At 32.5% G+C, this 19,089-nt stretch carries 16 protein-coding genes, 2 tRNA genes and 1 pseudogene; 6 read left to right on the forward strand and 13 right to left on the reverse strand.

The genetic code is table 11. The features are described from left to right. Positions 1 to 100 precede the first annotated feature (100 nt). Together rprY and F596_RS0101165 are read right to left on the reverse strand one after the other, a co-directional pair. The gene (gene rprY, locus F596_RS0101160; protein WP_008448673.1) at positions 101 to 808 is read right to left on the reverse strand and encodes a response regulator transcription factor RprY; all 708 of its coding nucleotides are present in this window, start codon (positions 806 to 808) and stop codon (positions 101 to 103) included. A gap of 46 nt (positions 809 to 854) precedes the next feature. Then, positions 855 to 2,417, reverse strand: coding sequence for a sensor histidine kinase (locus F596_RS0101165; RefSeq protein ID WP_024992621.1), 1,563 nt, complete (start codon positions 2,415 to 2,417; stop codon positions 855 to 857). 408 nt (positions 2,418 to 2,825) lie between these two features. On the opposite strand from F596_RS0101165, the pseudogene F596_RS10725 reads away from it, so the two are divergent. Next, a pseudogene (locus F596_RS10725) lies at positions 2,826 to 3,101 on the forward strand (transposase); the annotation flags it as partial. Between the two features lie 37 nt (positions 3,102 to 3,138). Here the strand turns inward: F596_RS10725 and F596_RS0101175 are convergent. Next, complete coding sequence (locus F596_RS0101175) at positions 3,139 to 5,142, reverse strand: phosphatidylinositol-specific phospholipase C (protein ID WP_024992620.1); 2,004 nt, start codon at positions 5,140 to 5,142, stop codon at positions 3,139 to 3,141. A 315-nt stretch (positions 5,143 to 5,457) separates the two neighbouring features. Here F596_RS0101175 and F596_RS0101180 point away from each other — a divergent pair, with 315 nt between their 5' ends. Further along, a complete protein-coding gene (locus F596_RS0101180) occupies positions 5,458 to 6,657 on the forward strand; it encodes a C1 family peptidase (RefSeq protein ID WP_008449816.1) in 1,200 nt (399 codons plus the stop codon). A 110-nt stretch (positions 6,658 to 6,767) separates the two neighbouring features. Here the strand turns inward: F596_RS0101180 and F596_RS0101185 are convergent, their stop codons facing one another. The 3 genes from F596_RS0101185 to F596_RS0101195 form a co-directional block, all read right to left on the reverse strand. Continuing rightward, the gene (locus F596_RS0101185) at positions 6,768 to 8,237 is read right to left on the reverse strand and encodes a trypsin-like peptidase domain-containing protein (RefSeq protein ID WP_019035547.1); all 1,470 of its coding nucleotides are present in this window, start codon (positions 8,235 to 8,237) and stop codon (positions 6,768 to 6,770) included. A 404-nt stretch (positions 8,238 to 8,641) separates the two neighbouring features. Next, positions 8,642 to 9,118 carry a ferritin gene (locus tag F596_RS0101190; RefSeq protein WP_008449814.1) on the reverse strand — a complete coding sequence of 159 codons (477 nt, stop codon included), beginning with the start codon at positions 9,116 to 9,118 and terminating at the stop codon, positions 8,642 to 8,644. Between the two features lie 243 nt (positions 9,119 to 9,361). Further along, positions 9,362 to 11,110: a phospho-sugar mutase gene (locus F596_RS0101195; protein WP_019035548.1), complete on the reverse strand. Its 1,749-nt coding sequence runs from the start codon at positions 11,108 to 11,110 to the stop codon at positions 9,362 to 9,364. Between the two features lie 191 nt (positions 11,111 to 11,301). On the opposite strand from F596_RS0101195, the gene F596_RS0101200 reads away from it, so the two are divergent. Both F596_RS0101200 and rlmH read left to right on the forward strand, forming a co-directional pair. Beyond that, the gene (locus F596_RS0101200; RefSeq protein WP_008449820.1) at positions 11,302 to 11,625 is read left to right on the forward strand and encodes a DUF4491 family protein; all 324 of its coding nucleotides are present in this window, start codon (positions 11,302 to 11,304) and stop codon (positions 11,623 to 11,625) included. Then, positions 11,622 to 12,092 carry a 23S rRNA (pseudouridine(1915)-N(3))-methyltransferase RlmH gene (gene rlmH, locus F596_RS0101205; protein ID WP_019035549.1) on the forward strand — a complete coding sequence of 157 codons (471 nt, stop codon included), beginning with the start codon at positions 11,622 to 11,624 and terminating at the stop codon, positions 12,090 to 12,092. Before F596_RS0101200 ends, rlmH begins: the two co-directional genes overlap by 4 nt. Positions 12,093 to 12,277: 185 nt before the next feature. Here the strand turns inward: rlmH and F596_RS10730 are convergent, their stop codons facing one another. From F596_RS10730 to pncB, 4 genes are all read right to left on the reverse strand, one after another. After that, positions 12,278 to 13,240: a glycosyltransferase family 2 protein gene (locus F596_RS10730; protein WP_019035550.1), complete on the reverse strand. Its 963-nt coding sequence runs from the start codon at positions 13,238 to 13,240 to the stop codon at positions 12,278 to 12,280. A 52-nt stretch (positions 13,241 to 13,292) separates the two neighbouring features. Beyond that, a complete protein-coding gene (locus F596_RS0101215) occupies positions 13,293 to 14,267 on the reverse strand; it encodes an aminodeoxychorismate synthase component I (RefSeq protein ID WP_019035551.1) in 975 nt (324 codons plus the stop codon). Next, on the reverse strand, positions 14,264 to 14,836 hold the full coding sequence (locus F596_RS0101220; RefSeq protein WP_019035552.1) for an anthranilate synthase component II: 573 nt from the start codon (positions 14,834 to 14,836) through the stop codon (positions 14,264 to 14,266). The genes F596_RS0101215 and F596_RS0101220 overlap by 4 nt, the downstream gene beginning before the upstream one ends. A gap of 89 nt (positions 14,837 to 14,925) precedes the next feature. Continuing rightward, the gene (pncB, locus tag F596_RS0101225; protein ID WP_024992619.1) at positions 14,926 to 16,131 is read right to left on the reverse strand and encodes a nicotinate phosphoribosyltransferase; all 1,206 of its coding nucleotides are present in this window, start codon (positions 16,129 to 16,131) and stop codon (positions 14,926 to 14,928) included. Positions 16,132 to 16,404: 273 nt separating this feature from the next. On the opposite strand from pncB, the gene F596_RS0101230 reads away from it, so the two are divergent. Both F596_RS0101230 and F596_RS0101235 read left to right on the forward strand, forming a co-directional pair. Then, a complete protein-coding gene (locus F596_RS0101230) occupies positions 16,405 to 17,220 on the forward strand; it encodes a Nif3-like dinuclear metal center hexameric protein (protein WP_024992618.1) in 816 nt (271 codons plus the stop codon). 39 nt (positions 17,221 to 17,259) lie between these two features. Next, positions 17,260 to 18,084 carry a zinc ribbon domain-containing protein gene (locus tag F596_RS0101235; RefSeq protein WP_008446935.1) on the forward strand — a complete coding sequence of 275 codons (825 nt, stop codon included), beginning with the start codon at positions 17,260 to 17,262 and terminating at the stop codon, positions 18,082 to 18,084. 158 nt (positions 18,085 to 18,242) lie between these two features. Here the strand turns inward: F596_RS0101235 and F596_RS0101240 are convergent, their stop codons facing one another. From F596_RS0101240 to F596_RS0101250, 3 genes are all read right to left on the reverse strand, one after another. After that, positions 18,243 to 18,707, reverse strand: a complete 465-nt coding sequence (locus F596_RS0101240; RefSeq protein WP_008446957.1) for a MaoC family dehydratase — start codon at positions 18,705 to 18,707, stop codon at positions 18,243 to 18,245. A 115-nt stretch (positions 18,708 to 18,822) separates the two neighbouring features. After that, positions 18,823 to 18,893, reverse strand: a tRNA-Gly gene (locus tag F596_RS0101245). A gap of 6 nt (positions 18,894 to 18,899) precedes the next feature. Beyond that, positions 18,900 to 18,972 (reverse strand) — tRNA-Thr (locus F596_RS0101250). Positions 18,973 to 19,089 lie beyond the last annotated feature (117 nt).

Here is a 19,089-nt window from a genome sequence, read left to right on the forward strand (position 1 = left end):
CCCAGCTTACTCCTTTTAAAATATACATCTAAAAAGATGAAATCTTTTTGCATAAAAAAGAGGTTGTGTCAATTTTGACACAACCCCTTTTCATATTTTCTTATTCCTGACCTGGAATGATTAATTTATACCCCTTACCATGAATATTAATTATTTCAATATTAGGATCTGGTTTTAAATGCTTACGAAGCTTAGTAATATAAACATCCATAGACCTTGCATTAAAATAATTGTCGTCTATCCATATTGTTTTTAAAGCATAATCACGTTGTAATATCTCATTAGCATGAGCGCATAGCAATGCTAAAAGTTCATTTTCTTTCGTTGTTAACTTTGTTATTTTTACAGGGTCGTTATCAAGAGTAAGTAATTGCTTCTGAGTATCAAAAACAAACCTACCAAGAGTATATAAAGTTTGCTCCTTTACTTTTTTACCTCTGACTCTACGAAGTATTGCTTCTATACGAAAAACTAGTTCCTCCATAGAGAAAGGCTTTGTAATATAATCATCTGCACCTATCTTAAAACCTTCTAATATATCCTCTTTAAGCTGCTTAGCTGTTAAAAATATAATAGGTATTTCTGCATTAACCTGACGAATTTCTGTAGCTAAAGCAAAACCATCCATCTTAGGCATCATAACATCTAACACACAAATATCAAACTTACTCTTTAGAAAAGCCTTAAAACCAGCTTCCCCATCAGGACAAAGTTCTGCCTCATACCCTTTAGCTTGTAAATACTCACTAAGAAGAGTACCTAAATTCTCATCATCTTCACACAATAAAATTTTTAATTTCTCATCCATATCGCTTAAACTTTAAATGTTATTATTTCGTTTTACTAAAATATATTTATCTTTTATTTTCATCTTCTTGATCATGAATAACAGGTAACTTTATAACAAACTTAGTACCTTTACCATAATCACTAATTACTTTTATATCACCTTCATGCAAATCTATCATTCTCTTAACATAAGCTAAGCCTAAGCCAAACCCCTTAACATCATGTCGATTACCTGTATGTACACGATAAAACTTATCAAAAATCTTTTTTAAATTCTCTTTTTTTATACCCATACCTGTATCACGAATAGAAAGATATAAATGCTCATTAGTATTCCATGTTTTCATATATATATTTAATGGCTCTCCTGATTTAGCATACTTAACAGCATTATCCATTAAATTAAAAATTACATTTTGAAAATGTGTTTCGTCAACATACATTGTTGAGTCAACAGCTTCTACGTCTGTATATACTTTACCTCCAGTATGCTCTACACGTAATGAAAAAGAATTAGCTATATTCTCTACCATTTCATTCATATCAGTATAAGTCTTCTTAAGCACAGCTCGCTTACTATCATATAAGCTCATTTGTAAAACTTTTTCTACAAGAAAACGAAGCCGCTTTGACTCATCAGCTACTACACTACTAAGATGATCAAGCATTTTTGGCGTTTTGTTAAGAGATTTATCTGTTAACATCTGTGCTGCTAATGAAATACTTGCAATAGGAGTTTTAAGCTCATGGGTCATATTATTAATAAAATCGTTCTTTATTTCACTATATTTCTTTTGACGAAATATAATAACTATAGTATAAATAAATGTAACCAATAAAACAAATATAAAAATAATAGAAGGTATCATAAACTGTACACTTGAGAAAATATAACTATTCATATCAGGAAAGTGTATCTTTATAATTCCCATCCTATTGACTGGATCATTTCGAAACAAAATTTGTGAATACGAGTTTTGCTCACCTTCTGATACATAATCCGGACAACGATATACCTCTCTTCCATCTTGGGTACTTACAGAAAAATGATAAGGAATATCTATTCCATTATTCATTAACTCCGCTTTTAAATCTTGATCTAATAATTTAAAATTTACTCTTTCTTTTAATGGCTTGTCTGAAGCAGAATACAATATATTATAAATAACCTCATCAAGCATAGCTTTTTTATATACATACCTATTTCTTACAATACCCTGTATATCACGTTTAGTTGCTGAAATAGAATTGCTGTCATTTCGTAAGATTAAAGCTTTTGGCGTAAGCGTTGGTTTTGTTCTCAATAGTTTGCTCTCGAAAGAAGAATATGGCTCGCCCTGAATATCAGAAGGTGGAATCTGATGAGTCTTTGGAGAAACAACTGATACCATTTTATTTTCATTACTATCTTTTTTCTCATGCTTATTTATATCACTTTCAAGATAACGCAAAGTTTCATTAAGTTCCATATTACGAGATGCCTGATATAAAGCACGACTTACCGATTCTGCAAATTGTTCTTTCTTCATGCTAACCATTTCTTCTATATAGTTAAACTGAATAAAAAGCAAACCAAGAAATGATAATCCCATAATGATTGCAACTGCCCAAATTGTTTTCTTACTCATAATACTATCTTTTCTCATCTTTATTACAACATATAATAAGAATAATACTTAAATATGTTAATAATGCAAATATAAACAAACCTAAGATAAATTAATAATCAAAAGTTAATAAAGTTGCTTGTTTTTTTATATTTTAACCAAATATAGTTATTTTGATTTATAAAAATCATATATAAGTCAATGTAGATACTTAAAACAAACAACTTATTAGATCTTCTTTTACAAGATTTTACTATATATATAAGTTTTCTGAAAACTAAAAATAATATATTAAACTCATAAAATTGATCTAAATAGTCATTCCTTATAAACCTAATATTCCTCAGATTTACAATATATTATACTCAAATTATTTGCTTATATTTTCATTTTTTTTTGACCTTTACATTATAAATCTTGCAGATATTTATGCTTAAACGTACATCCAAACAGCTCTCTTTGTTCTCTTCTTTAGAGGACATACTCAGTCTTCACCCCCCTTTCCAACTTAGTAATAAGATTGTTGGGAGCGTTTTGAAAATGCTTTTTCTCCATTGTATTGCAGCACTAACTGTCGCCCCGCTCCCCTATTCGCTTGATGTGTGTGGACTTTTAATCTTAAAACATTTGCGTGATGTATCAGATGAAATAGTGATTTCTCAATGGGGTGAGAATGCTTACTACCAATATTTTTGTATTGGACTTTAATTTATACCAAAATAACCCTGTAACGCTATGTTTTCTATTCATCTTCATAACGTTGTATAAGTTTCGGTGGGAATTTCTTGTTAAATTTAATAACCTCTTTAGTTAGTCCATACCAACCTTCAAAATTGAATAGTAGAATGCCTGTAGTACGCAATTGCTGGTCTTTATTAAGAATATCTTTTACATAAGGGTCTACATATCCTGTAACAACATTCGGAGTACCTATGCCGTTTGGACCCGTGTACGAGCAGAATGTAATAAACCATTCGGGAGCCATTCCTCCATACGCTTCACTAGCTTTAATCAAATTCTGGCGAACGAGGTTTACCTTATCACCTGCACGGCATTTATATGTATCCTCCACATGCAGCGTGGTAGTGGAATAATTAGTAGAAGCAAGCGTAGTAGAAAACTGTCTGTTATCAGGCCAACTTGTTATCCAGCCAGAGTTTGTAGAATACCAACCCTCACGGCTCACTATAAGCATCTTACCACGAATATCGCCCATAGTTAGATCCGGACTAAAAGCTCCTGCTATATATTGCTTAATATAAGGATCTGCATTTAAGATATTGCCTACTGCTGTACGATACCTATTACCACCATCATCATATTTTTTACAGTCACGCTTTATAGTCATGATAACCGTTTCAGAAGGGTGATCTCGTAAAAAATCGGCAGTAGCACGCAATACATCTTTATGAAACGTGCGGTCGAACACTACACTGGAGTGGCACAGCTTCAGCACATCACCATCAAGCACCAAGCGTATATCGAAGAAGCGTATGCCATTTTCTAGCTGCCCTTTGATATCTTTGTCTTGTGTCTTTACCCACCAAATACCTGAAGACCATGCTCCGGTATCGTGTGTTCCGGGTATGGACATCTTGCATATTAGCCGGTCGTCCTCCATATCCTGCATCCAATTATTTAGTTTGGTAGGCACTATAGAACGTAGCTTGGGCTTAAAAGTATAACTTTTACCAGCCTCTTGTCCTTGAGAATTGCTCATTCCATCTAAAGGTGTATGATATAACCACCATTCTGACCGTTTAGCAATAGCCTCTGTTTGAGGCACTATATAAAGGTCGTTAGAAAAACTTACATTCTTACCTACTGGCATTACCCAAAAGCCATATACTTTAGACATTTCTTTAGGCTTTAGAGTAATTGGCTTATCGAGCTTACATATTAAATCCTCTCCATTTTTTAGCAGAACAGGAACTACTATAGGCGAATCCTTTTGTTCGTCTACTTGCCATTTTGCTTCCCATACAAAGGGGGCAGCCTGCATCGAATTGTCTGTTGGCTTCATACGAAGTGCAGCTATATTAATATCTTTCTCCGTAGTATTAGCTATCTTCATACGAATAAAAGATCCTTGTGGGAGAAAATTTACTCGTGGGGTGCTCATATTTACGCCATCTTCCGTAGAAAGTGGTAACCACTTAGATAGATAAGGCATATCCCATCGTTGCTCTTTCCTAATAGTTATAGGTCGTGCAAAATGTTCTCCGCTAAATATTACACTATGACTCTTCTCGTCATACTTACCTGAACCAAGAAGGAAACAAGCCTCCCACTTACCTATTTTCTCATTATTAGGACATTTTATATCTGCGGTGAAATTATCACATCTTACCCCATTTTCACCTCCTTTCCACACCACCTTTATACATCTTAATGGTATTTTAGGATTTTCATTTCTTATTAAGCAAAGCCCTTCTTCTACATCATCTGCTTTGAGGCGTAACAAAGGTAATGCTTGCTTATTATTAAAGTCGTACGCAAAAGCCCTCGTACTTTCCTTATTATCATTTTTAACTATAGCACCATCTACCTTAACATTAAGATATACTATATGAACCCCTTGCTGCTGTTCAGATTCAACATTATCTATATTATGGCTACAACTACAAAGCAACATATATATAGCAATAATAACCATACTCCAAAACATAAATAACACGCTATTTGTAAGCACAGCATGAGCTATGCTATGAGCTGATTTATGTTTATTATTTTCAATTATGGACATTTCGTGTTTTCTCGGAATCATCATATCTTATCAATTTTTTTATGTAAATTATTTTGAAGAACACAAAGTTAGTAATTTATTTGCAAATATCAAAGAACATAATACCTTTATTAAGCATCTATCCCATATATATTAACTTTTATATACCTTATATATAAGGTATTTATATTTTAAAAACTTCAAAGACGTTTTCACCTTTATTGTCTAATTATTCTCATTGATTGATTTTAAATATTTTTCAAAAAAAACTTATTCACTATTTACCTTAACCTTTTTTTATGTAACTTTGCTTTAAATTAAAATTAATTACACTATATGAAAAAGCAATATTTAGCATTAGCATTTACAGCTATAAGCATATCTGTATATGCGCAAAATAAAGAAAATAGCAATGCTTCTGATTTCCATTTTACTACTATAAAAGCTAACGCTATTACTCCTGTAAAAAATCAATATAAAAGTGGTACCTGCTGGTGTTATGCTACATTAGGATTTTTTGAAAGTGAGATACTTAAATCTACAGGTAAAACTTATGACCTTAGTGAAATGTTTGTAGCTAATAAAAACTATCTTGACGAAGCTATATTTCACACCCGTATGCATGGTTATAGTAGATTTTCAGAAGGAGGCAGTGCTGACGATGCTTTGGAAATGATTAAAACTTATGGGATAGTGCCTGAAAATGTCATGCCAAAACCTGGATCTTTGGTTGGAGATAGCCTTGCTAATTTTACCGAATTTTTTCCAGGACTTGAGAAGTATATGACTACTATAGCACAAGGAAATCATGAAGAGTTAAGCCCAGCATGGCAGAACAGCGTGCAAGGTATTATAGATTCTTATATTGGTAAATGTCCTCAAACGTTCACTTATAAAGGTAAACAATATACACCAAAAACATTTGCTTCATCATTAGGAATAGACTGGAACAATTATATTAGTATAACAAGTTTTACTCATCATCCATTCTATAGCTCTTTTGTAATAGAAGCGCCATATAAATGGAGAATGAAACAAAGCTATAATATCCCATTAAATGATATGATGAAGATTATTGACGATGCTATTGATGCTGGCTATACAATAGCTTGGGGAGGTGATGTTAGTGAAGATGGCTTTACACGCAATGGGCTTGCATTAGATGTAGATAACGACAAGATATCATCTATAATAGGTTCTGATGCTGCAAGATGGTTACAATTATCAAAGACAGAGCGAGGCAATAAGATAGCAAAGATAGGTATTAACACACCAGAAGTGTCTGTTACACAAGAACGCCGCCAAAAACGCTTTGACAACTGGCGCATGACCTACGATCATGTTATGGTTATTTATGGCAAGGCTAAAGATCAAAAAGGTAAAGATTTTTATATGGTGAAAAATTCATGGGGTACTAATAACAAATATAATGGTACTTGGTATATGTCTCGCAACTTTATTGCAGACAATACCATATATATATTCCTTAATAAGAATGCTATAAGTAAAAAGATGATGAAACAAATAAAACTTTAGTTTAACCTTATAACATAAAACTACTTATAAAAGAAAGATCCCTACCAATTGGGAAAAAACACCAATTTGGTAGGGAATCTTACATTAATTATTTTATAACAATTACTTTCTTATTCTGATAAAGGAACTGCAAAATAACCCTTCTTACCTGTTGGATAAATACCTTGAATATAAAGCACAGGATATTTACTTGTGGAAGCTTTCTTTACAATACTTTGCAAGTCGTCTATAGTCTTAACAGGAGTATCATTTACATTTTGTATAATATAATCACGAGGAATACCTGCTTTTTTCAATGCACCATTATTTACCTTTATTACTTCTAAGCCATAATTAATGCCTAACTGCTGTTTCATTGATTTGCTAACTGGACGGAACTGTCCACCTAAAACATCTATATCTGCCTGCTCTAAAAGTTTTGTTGTACCTTGAGCATTTTTTAAAGTTATAAGCTTTTTAATAACCTTCTTATTACGCATATAAGTAATATAAACTTTATCGCCAGGACGTTTTGCATTAAGAGCTTGCTGAAGTTCTGACATTTTAGTAACTTTCGTTCCATCAAACTGAGTAATAACATCACCCTTCTGCAGCCCTGCCGCTGCACCATTACCATCATCATTTGTAATTTTATCTACATAAACACCCTCATTTGTACCAAGATCTACTGTTTTCCCATCATCTTTTTGAGCATTTATATAATCAAGCACATCACCCCCTTGAATACCAAGCATTACACGTTGTACACTGCCATATTTCTTTATATCATCTACTACCTTTATCATTATAGACGTAGGAATAGCAAAACCATAACCACTATACGACCCTGTCCTAGAATAAAGCATTGCATTAATACCTACAAGTTCACCTTTTGTGTTAACAAGAGCACCACCAGAATTGCCTGGATTAATAGCAGCATCTGTTTGTATAAAGCTTTCTATACCTCCTTGAGTAGCTCCTAAACCACGAGCCTTAGCACTTACTATACCTGCTGTTACCGTAGAACTTAAATTATAAGGATTACCTACTGCTATTACCCATTCACCTACTTTCAACTTTTCTGAATCACCTATAGGCAATACAGGCAAGTTTTTTGCATTAACCTTAAGCAAAGCCAAGTCTGTTTGCTTATCAGTACCTACTATTTTTGCACTAAACTCACGGTTGTCATTCAACGTAACAGTTAGCTCATCTGCACCTTCTACTACATGATTATTTGTTACTATATATCCATCTGAAGATATAATAACACCACTTCCTGTAGCTTCCTTCTTAGGAGTTTGTATCTGCTGACGACGCCTATTACCATCCCCCTGACGCTGATCGAAGAAACCAAAAGGATCAAAAAAACCTCCAAATGGATCCTCTTCAACTTCTACTGTCTTCGTCTTTGAATTCTGAACATATTTAATATGCACAACTGCAGGTAACGCTTTTTCAGACGCATAAGTTAAATCTACTGGCTGACCATAGGCTGCAACAGTAGTTGGAGCTGCGCAGACTTTAATAAAAGCCCCTGTTGATAAAGCAAGAGCAGAAAAGCAAGATGCTCCTACTAATAATTTTGAAAGATTTTTCATCTATAATTTAATTTATTTATTTGATTTTTCTCTTTTTATTTCTTATTCTTTAATCATCTTCTATTAATGATTATGCAAATATAAAGGCAAAAAACGTAATAAACACATAACACAACTAATCTTTATTCGATTTTAACACTTACAATTTAACAATTAACGGCAATTAAAAAGCACCACATCTAATTTTAAATTCATTTATAATTACTCTTCTGTTAAGCTGAAAATAAATCCTTACTGTTTTATCTTACACATTAAAAACAACAATAATACAGCAGCTAATTAGAATCCCTTTTTACTCGAAATATTTATATAAAAACAATGTAATATGAAAAAACTCACTACCCTTTCTCAGAGTAGTGAGTTCCACTTTATAATAATCAGATTATTATTAATTTTAAGTCAGATTAAATAAACTTTTTATCCATATGTGCTACATCATGATTTTCCTGATGTTCCCAATCTTTTAATATATCACGCACATTCTTCTCTTCTTCTACCTGCTCATCAACATACTTAGCTATAAAATTTTGAGAAGCACGATCATTCTCTTTTTCAGCTACTTCTGCTAAGTTATAAATCAATTCGGTTACATGCTGCTCATGCTGATAAACATTTTCAAAAACAGATTTTTCATCTTTCCATGAAGTAGTAACAGCATCAATTGCACCTAACACTACTTCGCCTCCACGATCAAAAACATAATTAGCCATATCTGTAGCATGTTCTCTTTCTTCTTCAGAATGCTTAAACATATAATTTGCAAAGCCTTTCCAGCCTTCCTTTTGAAACCAAAAAGCCATTTGCAAATAAAGATTAGAAGACCACAATTCAGATATAATCTGCTGGCTAAATGCCTCTTGCATAGTTTTACTTATATTCATAACTATCTACTTTTTATTATTATAATGATTTGTATTATCCTACTACAAAGGTAAAAAATATTTTATATCAAACAAGTTATTCTACACAACAATATTATTCAAATCATAGAATAATAACAATCTTTATATTTTACTATTATGTTTTTACAGAAAAACATAATCTACTATAAAATAAAAGAGCATTCTCTTAAAACGAATGCCCTTTTATTTCATCTATAATTCTATTGTTATCATACCTCAATTCTAATTGAGATTTAAGCTCTTTTTTATAGCTTCTATCTTTTCTTTTGCATGACTGACACAATTATTATAATCATTAGGAGAAGTCATGTTTTCTTTTATTTCAAGATAGAACTTAATCTTAGGTTCTGTACCCGAAGGACGAACACTAACCTTATTACCATCTTCGCAAAACCATTGCAGCACATTACTTGTTTCTGGCATATCAATTTTTTCCTTTGTACCATCGGCTTTTATAGCTTCCAAAGTTTGATAATCCTTCCATATTGCTATCTTACTACCTCCAAGTTCCTTAGGTGCCTTGGTACGGAAATTCTGCATCATTTGCTGAATTTCATCTGCACCTGTCTTTCCTGGGCGTTCTACATTAATGGTATATTCATAACTAAAACCATACTCCATATAAATATCCATTACTATATCATATAAAGTCTTGCCATGATCTTTAGCATAGGCGCATATTTCAGCCAAAAGACAACATGCACTAACTGCATCTTTATCACGGCAAAAGCTCTCAGCCATAAAGCCATAGCTTTCTTCTCCACCACCTATATAATCTTGCTTACCTTCTGAAAGCGCAACTTCACGTGCAATCCATTTAAAACCTGTATAGCAATCACGCATTTCTACATGTTGCTTCTCTGCTATTTTACGGATAACTTCAGTAGTAACAATAGTTTTAACAATAAAATCGGTAGGCTTTAATAACCCCATAGCTTTACGGTTAGTTAGAATATACCACAAGAAAATCAAACAAGTCTGATTACCATTAATCAATACCCACTCGCCATTACTATTTTTACAAGCCATACCTACACGATCAGCATCAGGATCTGAAGCCATAAGAATATCTGCATCTATCTTCTTAGCATCACGTAAGCCTAACGTAAGAGCCTCTGCTATCTCTGGATTAGGACGGTCTACTGTAGGAAAATTCCCGTCTTTTACCATCTGTTCCTCTACACAATGGATATTATCAAATCCCCAAGAACGTAAAGCACGCGGAATCATCACACGTCCTGCACCATGTAAAGGAGTATATACTATTTTTAAGTCATGCTGATTCTTTATAACTGAAGGATCAATGCTTACTGTTTTTACTGCATCTAAGAAAAGCTTATCTATATCTTCTCCTATTATTTGAATAAGCTCTTTTTTACCTTCAAACTTTACATCTTCTACTCTTACTTTATTAACCTCTTCTATAATACCCTTATCATGTGGAGCTAATACTTGTGCTCCATCTTCCCAATAAGCCTTATATCCATTATATTCGCGAGGGTTATGGCTGGCTGTGATATTAACACCTGCTTGTGCTCTAAGATTGCGAATAGCAAACGAACATTCTGGGGTTGGACGTAAATCTTCAAATAAAAACACTTTTATATCATTTGCTGAAAAGATGTTAGCTACCGTTTCTGCAAAAAGACGTGAGTTATTACGACAATCATGACATACTACAACACTTATCTGTTCTCTTTCTTTAAAATTTCTTTTCAAATAATTAGCAAAGCCCTGTGTAGCCATTCCCACTGTATAAATGTTCATGCGGTTAGAACCTGCTCCCATTATACCACGTAAACCACCTGTACCAAACTCTAAATCTTTATAGAAGCTATCTATTAAACAACTCTTGTCTGTAGCCTCTATCATGTTTTTTACTGCCAAACGTGTCTCTTCATCAAAAGATGGCGACATCCATGACTTAGCTTTATCCTCACATTGCTCAATAAGTTTTAAATCTTTTGCCATATTGTTACTCTTTTATAATTATTTATCATTCTACTTGCAAATATACAAATAAATAACCAAATACAAATAAGCATACATATTTTCCTTTATCAAAAAATACTATTGAAATTCATTTATAAGTCTATCTGATATGACAGATATTTTATTACCTTTGCAATTATTTTTTATCAATATAAAAGACTTATTATAATATGAACTTTGAAGGCGTTTTCCTTGCAATTTGTACTTTTATTATTATCGGCTTATTGCATCCTATAGTAATTAAAACTGAATATTATTTTGGTACTAAACCATGGTGGTTATGGTTAATTGGAGGATTAGGATGTTGTGTAGCTGCCTTATTTGTATCTTCTATATTTTGGTCTGCCTTACTTGGAGTAACAGGTGCATCATTGCTTTGGGGTATTGGCGAGCTATTTGAACAAAAAGAACGTGTAAAAAAAGGATGGTTCCCTATGAATCCTAAACGCATTAAAGAATATAATGAAAAGAATAATAAAGATGTGAAACGATGAAAACTATTTTGATAGTTGTAGGTAAAACTGTTAACAAAATATTCCAAACAGGAATAGATGATTACACTAATAGGATAGGGCATTATATGCCTTTTTCTATTATAACTATTCCTGAATTAAAAAACACTAAAAACCTAACTATAGATCTACAAAAGAAAAAAGAAGGAGAACTTATCTTAAAAGAAATACAACCAACAGATACTATTATTTTACTTGATGAAAAAGGTACAGAGTTTCGTTCAACAGAATATGCTAAATGGCTTAAACAAAAGCAATCTATTTCCAGACGTTTAATATTTATAATAGGTGGTTCATACGGCTTCTCTAAAGAGATTTACGAACGTGCTAATGAAAAGATTTCTCTTTCTAAAATGACTTTTTCACACCAGATGGTACGCCTTATATTTGTCGAACAACTTTACAGGGCTTGTACTATTCTTAAAGGTGAACCATATCACCATGAATAGACATATATAAGAACACTATAAGACAAAAAATATAAACATATGTTGTGTCAGTAACTATTTTTTTAGTAACTAAATACTAACCAAACATATTCTGCAAAATAACAAAATATATAACCACTATATCTTAGTTATTCCTGTTCTCTTTTATAATAAGATGCTATATATTGTATTATATAATATCATTGCTAATGTATAAAGAGTAATATTTTATAAAGCTGTGGAAAGGACATAAAGAAATATATAAAACTTTTCTGCTTAAAAGATAAATTATTATTCTTCTTAACTTTCTTCCAATATTTATTATGAACCTGCTTAATAATAATTTCTACAAGATTTTCAAATTTTGTATCTTTAGCATAATATCTTACACTAAACATGCGTCGATAAAGTTTCCATAATGCCCACGCCTCATAATTTATATGTCCTTCAACTCTTTTTACTGCATTTGCATAAGTATTAATAGAATAAATAAACCTACTCTTTATTAATTTATTATCAATAATATCTTTATGAGTAATAGAGTTTGGATTTTGATAATAATAATATAATATATCATTCACACATATTGCTCTTTTGCTTTTCAAAAATACTTTAAGATTATAATCAAAATCTTCTGACACAACGTCTTCAAATAAAACATCACATATATTTTCTCTCTTATATAGTTTATTCCATACTGCCAAATATTTCATTTCAATGCCAGAAGGGGCAAATAGCCCATATATTAAGCTTTCCTGCTCAAATATCTCTCCCCCCCCCACTAAGGCAGGTATAGGCTCTGTATGGGTCTGTATCGGCTTATAATTGCACATAGAGAAGTCATAATCTCCATTATGTAAAGCTTCAAACAATTTTTCTAACATTTGTGGGTGTAACATGTCATCACTATCTACAAAACAAATATAATCTCCATTTGCTTCTTTAACTCCTATATTACGCGCTTTTGCAATACCTTCATTAATCTTGTGAATTACCCGAAACCTTTTATCCAACTGACAAAATTTATCACATATTAAACCAGATTTATCCATAGAACCATCATCTACCAATATAACTTCTATATCAGTATATGTTTGTTTCTGAATACTTGATAGACAATAAGTTAAAACTTTCTCTACATTATATATAGGAACTACTACTGTTATCATTGCTTTTATATATTATTAATAATATTAGTATACACTTTAAATAATAAAGCCATTATCTTGGGATATAAATCTTTTCAATTACTTCATTGTATTCTGATATACAACTACTATTCACGGTAATGCCACCACCACTACGAAAGAAATATTTTCCTTCTATTTCCTCTATATATCTGATTAACACACCACTATCTACACGTTTCCCATCATAATATCCAAAAACACCTGTGTAAAACCCACGCTTTTGACCTTGTTCTGCTTTTCGTATAATCTTAGTAGTAGCAACTTTCGGGGCACCTGAAACAGAGCCTGCTGGTAACATAGATAAAATAATATCCCCCAATCGTGTTTGCCAATCATCTTCAAGTGTACCTTTTATTTCGCTGCTGACTTGCAAAATAGAACGTTGAAAAGTATCTATTTTATTTATATATCTATATTTTACCACTCTTATATCATTGGCATTTAATCCTAAATCATTACGAAGTAGGTCTACTACAGTAACATGTTCTGCTGCCTCTTTAGGATTATTAAGAATAGTTTCTTTAGCATTTTTTACAGTAGCATCTATTGTTCCCTTCATTGGAAAAGTAGAAATTGTATTACCATTTATACGCACAAATATCTCAGGAGAAAAACATACGAACTTTTTAGGCACAAAGAGACAATAAGGAGCATTTGATGTTTCAAATATTTCAAGCAACGAAGTTTTACAAGTAATAGGTGTTTGCACTGTGAGATTAGTTAAAAACGAGTCGCCACGATATAAACCTTCACTAACAATATCAAAACGTTTTTTATAAGTTTTAAAACTTATTGGTTTCGCTATAAGACAATCTTTTATATGTTTATTTTTAACAAGACTATTACCTCCCAAAGGTGTTCGAAAAAGAACCTTTTGCTGTTCAAGAGGGTTTTCTATAAAAAAAGCATTCTCTATCTCAAAGTCGAAAGCAAAAAGAAAAGGAATTTTACTTGCTGCACAACGATTCATCTCTTTCACAACAATCTCTGGTCTCTCTATTTTCATAGATTATAAAAGTTTTGAAGTATTTGTAATCCACATGAAGTCATAAACGACTCTGGGTGAAATTGAACACCATACAAAGGCGCATTACGATGTTGCAATCCCATGATGATACCCGTTTTAGTTTCTGAAATAATTTCAAACGAACATGGTAAACTATTCCTTTCCACAACCCATGAATGATAACGTGCTACTATTATATAACTATTCAAATGCTTAAAAATAGAAGATTTATTATTAATGACAACCTGTGATGTACCTCCATGAACAGGGACGGGTAACTGACATAACCTTGCTCCATATGCCTCAGCTAATGCCTGATGCCCTAAACATACCCCAAAATAAGGAACTCTATCCTCTATCTTTGTAAATATTTTCAACAGGCTACCAGCTTCACAAGGTAAGCCCGGTCCTGGAGATGCAACGATACGATGATATTTCTGCAATTTAGAAAAGCAAACTTCATCGTTTTTTAGCACTTCAAAAGTTTCATTTTTGGGGGCAGCTAACTGTAACAGATGAAAAAGATTATAAGTAAAAGAATCGTAATTATCAATGATTAACGTGCGCATTAATATATAGATATTTTATTAAAACAAATAGCTATTGCTTTTATTTATATTATTTTACATCTTTAGTAAAAGCCATTATATTCTTATAATTACTCCTTAAAATGTATTAATTTCATAAATCTCTCTATAACATCTGGCTTCCCTGTATGTTTTCCTTTATCCTCTGAAATTTTACACGTATCGTTAAAATATGGCCAAGACTCTGTTATTTTTACTGCAACAAGTTTTATAACAATATTACGAGGCTTTACACCTGCAAAATCATTTGTAAAATGAGTCCCTATCCCAAAAGATGGAATAACTCGCTTGAATGCTACTCTATTTAACTCTATAACGCTATCAGTATCTAATGCATTAGAAAAAACAACTTGTTTTGTTTTAGGATCAATGCCAAGTGATTTATACTTTGCACAGATCTTATCTAACTGATCATAATTATCACCAGAATCTACACGCAAACCCTTAAACATCTGAGCAAAATTTTCCGCAAAATTATAAGAAAATATATCCCATCCAAAAGAATCATAAAGGAAAGTTCCTAAGGCACCACGAAAAGTATGACTCCAAGCTTCCATTGCAATATGATTAGCCATCTGAGGTCCAAACATACCTCCTATAGCACAAATAAATTCATGAGCCATAGTTCCAACAGGGGTTATATCATGCTTCATAGCTAAATAAACATTACTTGTACCAACAAACTTTCCTGCCCATAACCTACTATTAGCACAATCTTTAAGAGCTTTAACAGCTGTATCTTCTGCTACTAAACTTGCACGACGGCGAGTTCCAAAATCAGAAAAAACACAGCCCGCTTCTAATAAACGCTCTGCCTTATGGTATGTTTTATTATATAACTCTTTATAATCAAGTTCTTCTGCTTGACCATTAAATATATAATACAATTCGGAAATGATGGCAAGTACCTTTACCTCTAACAATATAGTATCTGCCCAAAGACCTTCAAACTCAATATGTAAATAGCCCTCCTCAGTTTGCCATACCTTTACCCAGCTATGATCAAAACGATAACCTCTTAGATAAGTTAAAAACCACTCGGGCAAAAAGGTACATTTACGCTTCATAAAGTCTATCTCTTCATCACTAATAACTATATTTTCTAATAATTCTATTTGATGTCGAACCTCTTCAGCAAACCCGAAAGGATAAATTGTGTCGTCACGGTCTACAAACTGATAACGCACTTGAGCACGCGGATAGTTGTCAATAACAGCACAACACATTGATAACTTATACAGGTCATCATCTGTAAAATGATTTATAATTTGACGCATCTTCAATCTTAACATGATAAATATAACAATACCTTCATGACAAAACTAATTTGCCAATAAAATATTTTAAGAAACCAAAAGTATAAAAAAAATATATAAGCACAAAATATAACCGAAATAAAAATATAACAATCATATAAATATAAAATCCCCATACAAAAAGAAAATATCTGTTTTAAATAATATTAAATAGCTACTATAGTATAGTAACCTTTTAGCATAATTGTTGGCAATATGCTATAAAATATATACCTTTGTATCCTAAATAATTTTATGCATAGCATGAAAATAAAGGAAGTTATTAACGCCCTTGAACAATTCGCACCTCTGCCATTGCAAGAAAGCTACGATAATGCTGGCTTACAAATAGGATTAACAGACGTGGATGTCTCAGGGGTTTTATTATGTCTTGACGTAACAGAGCCTATTGTAGATGAAGCTGTATATAAGGGATGCAATCTTATTGTAGCCCACCACCCTCTTATATTTCACAAATTAGCTCATATCACTACTGAAACTTATGTGCAACGCACAATTATAAAAGCTATACAAAATGGTATTACAGTAGTAGCCATGCACACTAATATGGATACTGTATGGGGAGGAGTAAATAATAAAATAGCCGAAAAACTCCATTTAACTAATCTTCGAACATTTGGAAAAACAAAGCAAGTAGCTAATAATATTAAAGGTGAAATAACTTATGCCTCAGATGGTATTATAGGAGATTTTCCTGTTCCTTTAGCTGCTGACGATTTTATTATTTTGCTTAAAAAATGTTTTAATGTAGAGTGTCTTCAAGCAAATCAACTGTTAAGGCGCAACATAAAAACTATTGCTCTATGTGGTGGTTCAGGAGCTTTCCTCATAAAAGATGCCGTAGAAGCAGGAGTTGATGCGTTTGTTACTGGAGAAATAAATTACCATGATTTTTTTGGTTATGAACAAACTATACAACTTTGTGCCATTGGACATTATCAAAGTGAGCAATTTACTGTTGAAATATTTAAAGCTATCATAGAGAGAGATTGCTCTAAGGTAAAATGCTATCTATCTAATATAAATACTAATCCTATTATCTACTTGTAACAAAAACAAAATAACAAAATTAATATATAAATAACAATTATGGCAAAAAAAGATCTTAAGGAGTTACCAGTGGAAGATAAACTAAAAAATCTTTTTGCATTGCAACAAACCTTGTCTACCATTGATGAAAAGCGTGCATTGCGAGGAGAGCTACCACTTGAAGTACGTGATTTAGAAGACGACCTTGAAGGACTTCATACTCGTATAGAAAAAATAGAACAAGACATAAAAGATTTCCAACACTCTATTACACAGAAAAAAGGAGAGATCATTGAAGCAGAAGCTAGTCTTAAACGTTACAACCAACAGTTAGAAACTGTTGCTAATAATCGTGAATACGATTCTTTAACAAAGCAGATAGAGTTCCAAACATTGGAAATTGAGCTTTGTAACAAAAAAATAAAAGAGGCGCAAATTAAAGTAGAAGAGAAACAAGCAGATCTTATAACAACACATGAACAGCTTGATAACAAGCAACATGCTTTAAATGATAAACGTAACGAGCTCGATGACATAATGCAGGAGACTCGTGAAGAAGAAACTGAACTAAAGTCAAAAGCAAGTGAGCTTGAAACAAAGATCGAACCTGGACTACTTCGCAGCTTTAAACGCATTCGTAAAGGAGCTCGCAATGGTTTAGGTATCGTTTATGTGCAACGTGATGCGTGTGGAGGCTGCTTTAATAAGATTCCACCTCAGAGACAATTAGACATTAAGATGCACAAGAAGATTATTGTCTGTGAATATTGTGGCAGAATCTTAATAGATCCCGAACTTGCTGGAGTTAAGGTAGATCTTCCTGAAGATAAGGTTAAGAAGCGTAGAGGTCCACGAAAAAAAACAGAAGAAAACGAAGATATATAATTAAGTATAATATAAAATCACAGCAAACCCCTTATATCGTAAATTATAAAAGATATAAGGGGCTTATTTTATTTTAACACATTTGTTTTAATCATAAATTTGCACAAGCCTAAAAAATATATTTTACTAAAATATCTATAAATAATAAAGATAATATTTTAGGCAAAATAATATAAAAATGTTGCTATTCCTTCTAATGCAGGCTTGCGCTGTCCTTCTATTTCTATCTGAAATTTAATACCTGCACGACAAATACCACGAAGATTTTCTATTGTATCAAGAGTTGCAACAAGTCTTATACGTGATCCTGTTATAACAGGATTGCCAAAACGCATTTTATCCATACCGTAATTTACCATCATCTTCAGATTATTAACCTTAATAATCTGATTCCACATATATGGTAGTAATGACAATGTAAGATAGCCATGCGCTATAGTACTATGATAAGGCGACTCCTCATTAGCACGCTTTGTATCTACATGTATCCATTGATGATCAAGAGTAGCATCAGCAAAAAGATTTATACGATCTTGATCTACTGCAAGCCACTCACTCTCACCTAACTTCTTACCTAAATATGATGCAAACTCATCATAACTATTTATTAATAACTGTTCCATGATGTTTTGGTTTGTCTTATATTAATTATTATATTTTTTTTTTATAGACTACAAAAGTAAGAAAATAAAATTAAAAAAACGACTTCCTAAATATAGGAAATCGTTTTCAATCTTGAGCGGAATACGGGAATCGAACCCGCCTCCCAGGCTTGGGAAGCCCGTGCACTACCGATGTGCTAATTCCGCAATATGAGCCGATACCGGGACTCGAACCCGGGACCTACGCATTACGAATGCGTTGCTCTACCAACTGAGCCATATCGGCGATAAAAATTTATAAGAGTGTGCTGCGTTATCACTCAGACGTTCTTTATCTTAATCCGAAACAGCTACCAATACTCAAATCCGATACAAAGGTACAATATAAAATAAAAGTGAGCAA

The sequence above is a fragment of the Prevotella amnii DSM 23384 = JCM 14753 genome (assembly GCF_000378745.1).
Lineage (GTDB): Bacteria > Bacteroidota > Bacteroidia > Bacteroidales > Bacteroidaceae > Prevotella > Prevotella amnii.

What these genes read in the sequence shown, in the direction of transcription:
- F596_RS10730 (WP_019035550.1), bottom strand. Translation starts at nt 13,240, where the DNA reads ATGATAACAGTAGTAGTTCCTATATATAATGTAGAGAAAGTTTTAACT.
- F596_RS0101235 (WP_008446935.1), top strand. Translation starts at nt 17,260, where the DNA reads ATGGCAAAAAAAGATCTTAAGGAGTTACCAGTGGAAGATAAACTAAAA.
- F596_RS0101180 (WP_008449816.1), top strand. Translation starts at nt 5,458, where the DNA reads ATGAAAAAGCAATATTTAGCATTAGCATTTACAGCTATAAGCATATCT.
- F596_RS0101165 (WP_024992621.1), bottom strand. Translation starts at nt 2,417, where the DNA reads ATGAGTAAGAAAACAATTTGGGCAGTTGCAATCATTATGGGATTATCA.
- F596_RS0101200 (WP_008449820.1), top strand. Translation starts at nt 11,302, where the DNA reads ATGAACTTTGAAGGCGTTTTCCTTGCAATTTGTACTTTTATTATTATC.
- rlmH (WP_019035549.1), top strand. Translation starts at nt 11,622, where the DNA reads ATGAAAACTATTTTGATAGTTGTAGGTAAAACTGTTAACAAAATATTC.
- F596_RS0101230 (WP_024992618.1), top strand. Translation starts at nt 16,405, where the DNA reads ATGCATAGCATGAAAATAAAGGAAGTTATTAACGCCCTTGAACAATTC.
- rprY (WP_008448673.1), bottom strand. Translation starts at nt 808, where the DNA reads ATGGATGAGAAATTAAAAATTTTATTGTGTGAAGATGATGAGAATTTA.
- F596_RS0101175 (WP_024992620.1), bottom strand. Translation starts at nt 5,142, where the DNA reads ATGTCCATAATTGAAAATAATAAACATAAATCAGCTCATAGCATAGCT.
- pncB (WP_024992619.1), bottom strand. Translation starts at nt 16,131, where the DNA reads ATGCGTCAAATTATAAATCATTTTACAGATGATGACCTGTATAAGTTA.
- F596_RS0101215 (WP_019035551.1), bottom strand. Translation starts at nt 14,267, where the DNA reads ATGAAAATAGAGAGACCAGAGATTGTTGTGAAAGAGATGAATCGTTGT.
- F596_RS0101195 (WP_019035548.1), bottom strand. Translation starts at nt 11,110, where the DNA reads ATGGCAAAAGATTTAAAACTTATTGAGCAATGTGAGGATAAAGCTAAG.
- F596_RS0101220 (WP_019035552.1), bottom strand. Translation starts at nt 14,836, where the DNA reads ATGCGCACGTTAATCATTGATAATTACGATTCTTTTACTTATAATCTT.
- F596_RS0101240 (WP_008446957.1), bottom strand. Translation starts at nt 18,707, where the DNA reads ATGGAACAGTTATTAATAAATAGTTATGATGAGTTTGCATCATATTTA.
- F596_RS0101190 (WP_008449814.1), bottom strand. Translation starts at nt 9,118, where the DNA reads ATGAATATAAGTAAAACTATGCAAGAGGCATTTAGCCAGCAGATTATA.
- F596_RS0101185 (WP_019035547.1), bottom strand. Translation starts at nt 8,237, where the DNA reads ATGAAAAATCTTTCAAAATTATTAGTAGGAGCATCTTGCTTTTCTGCT.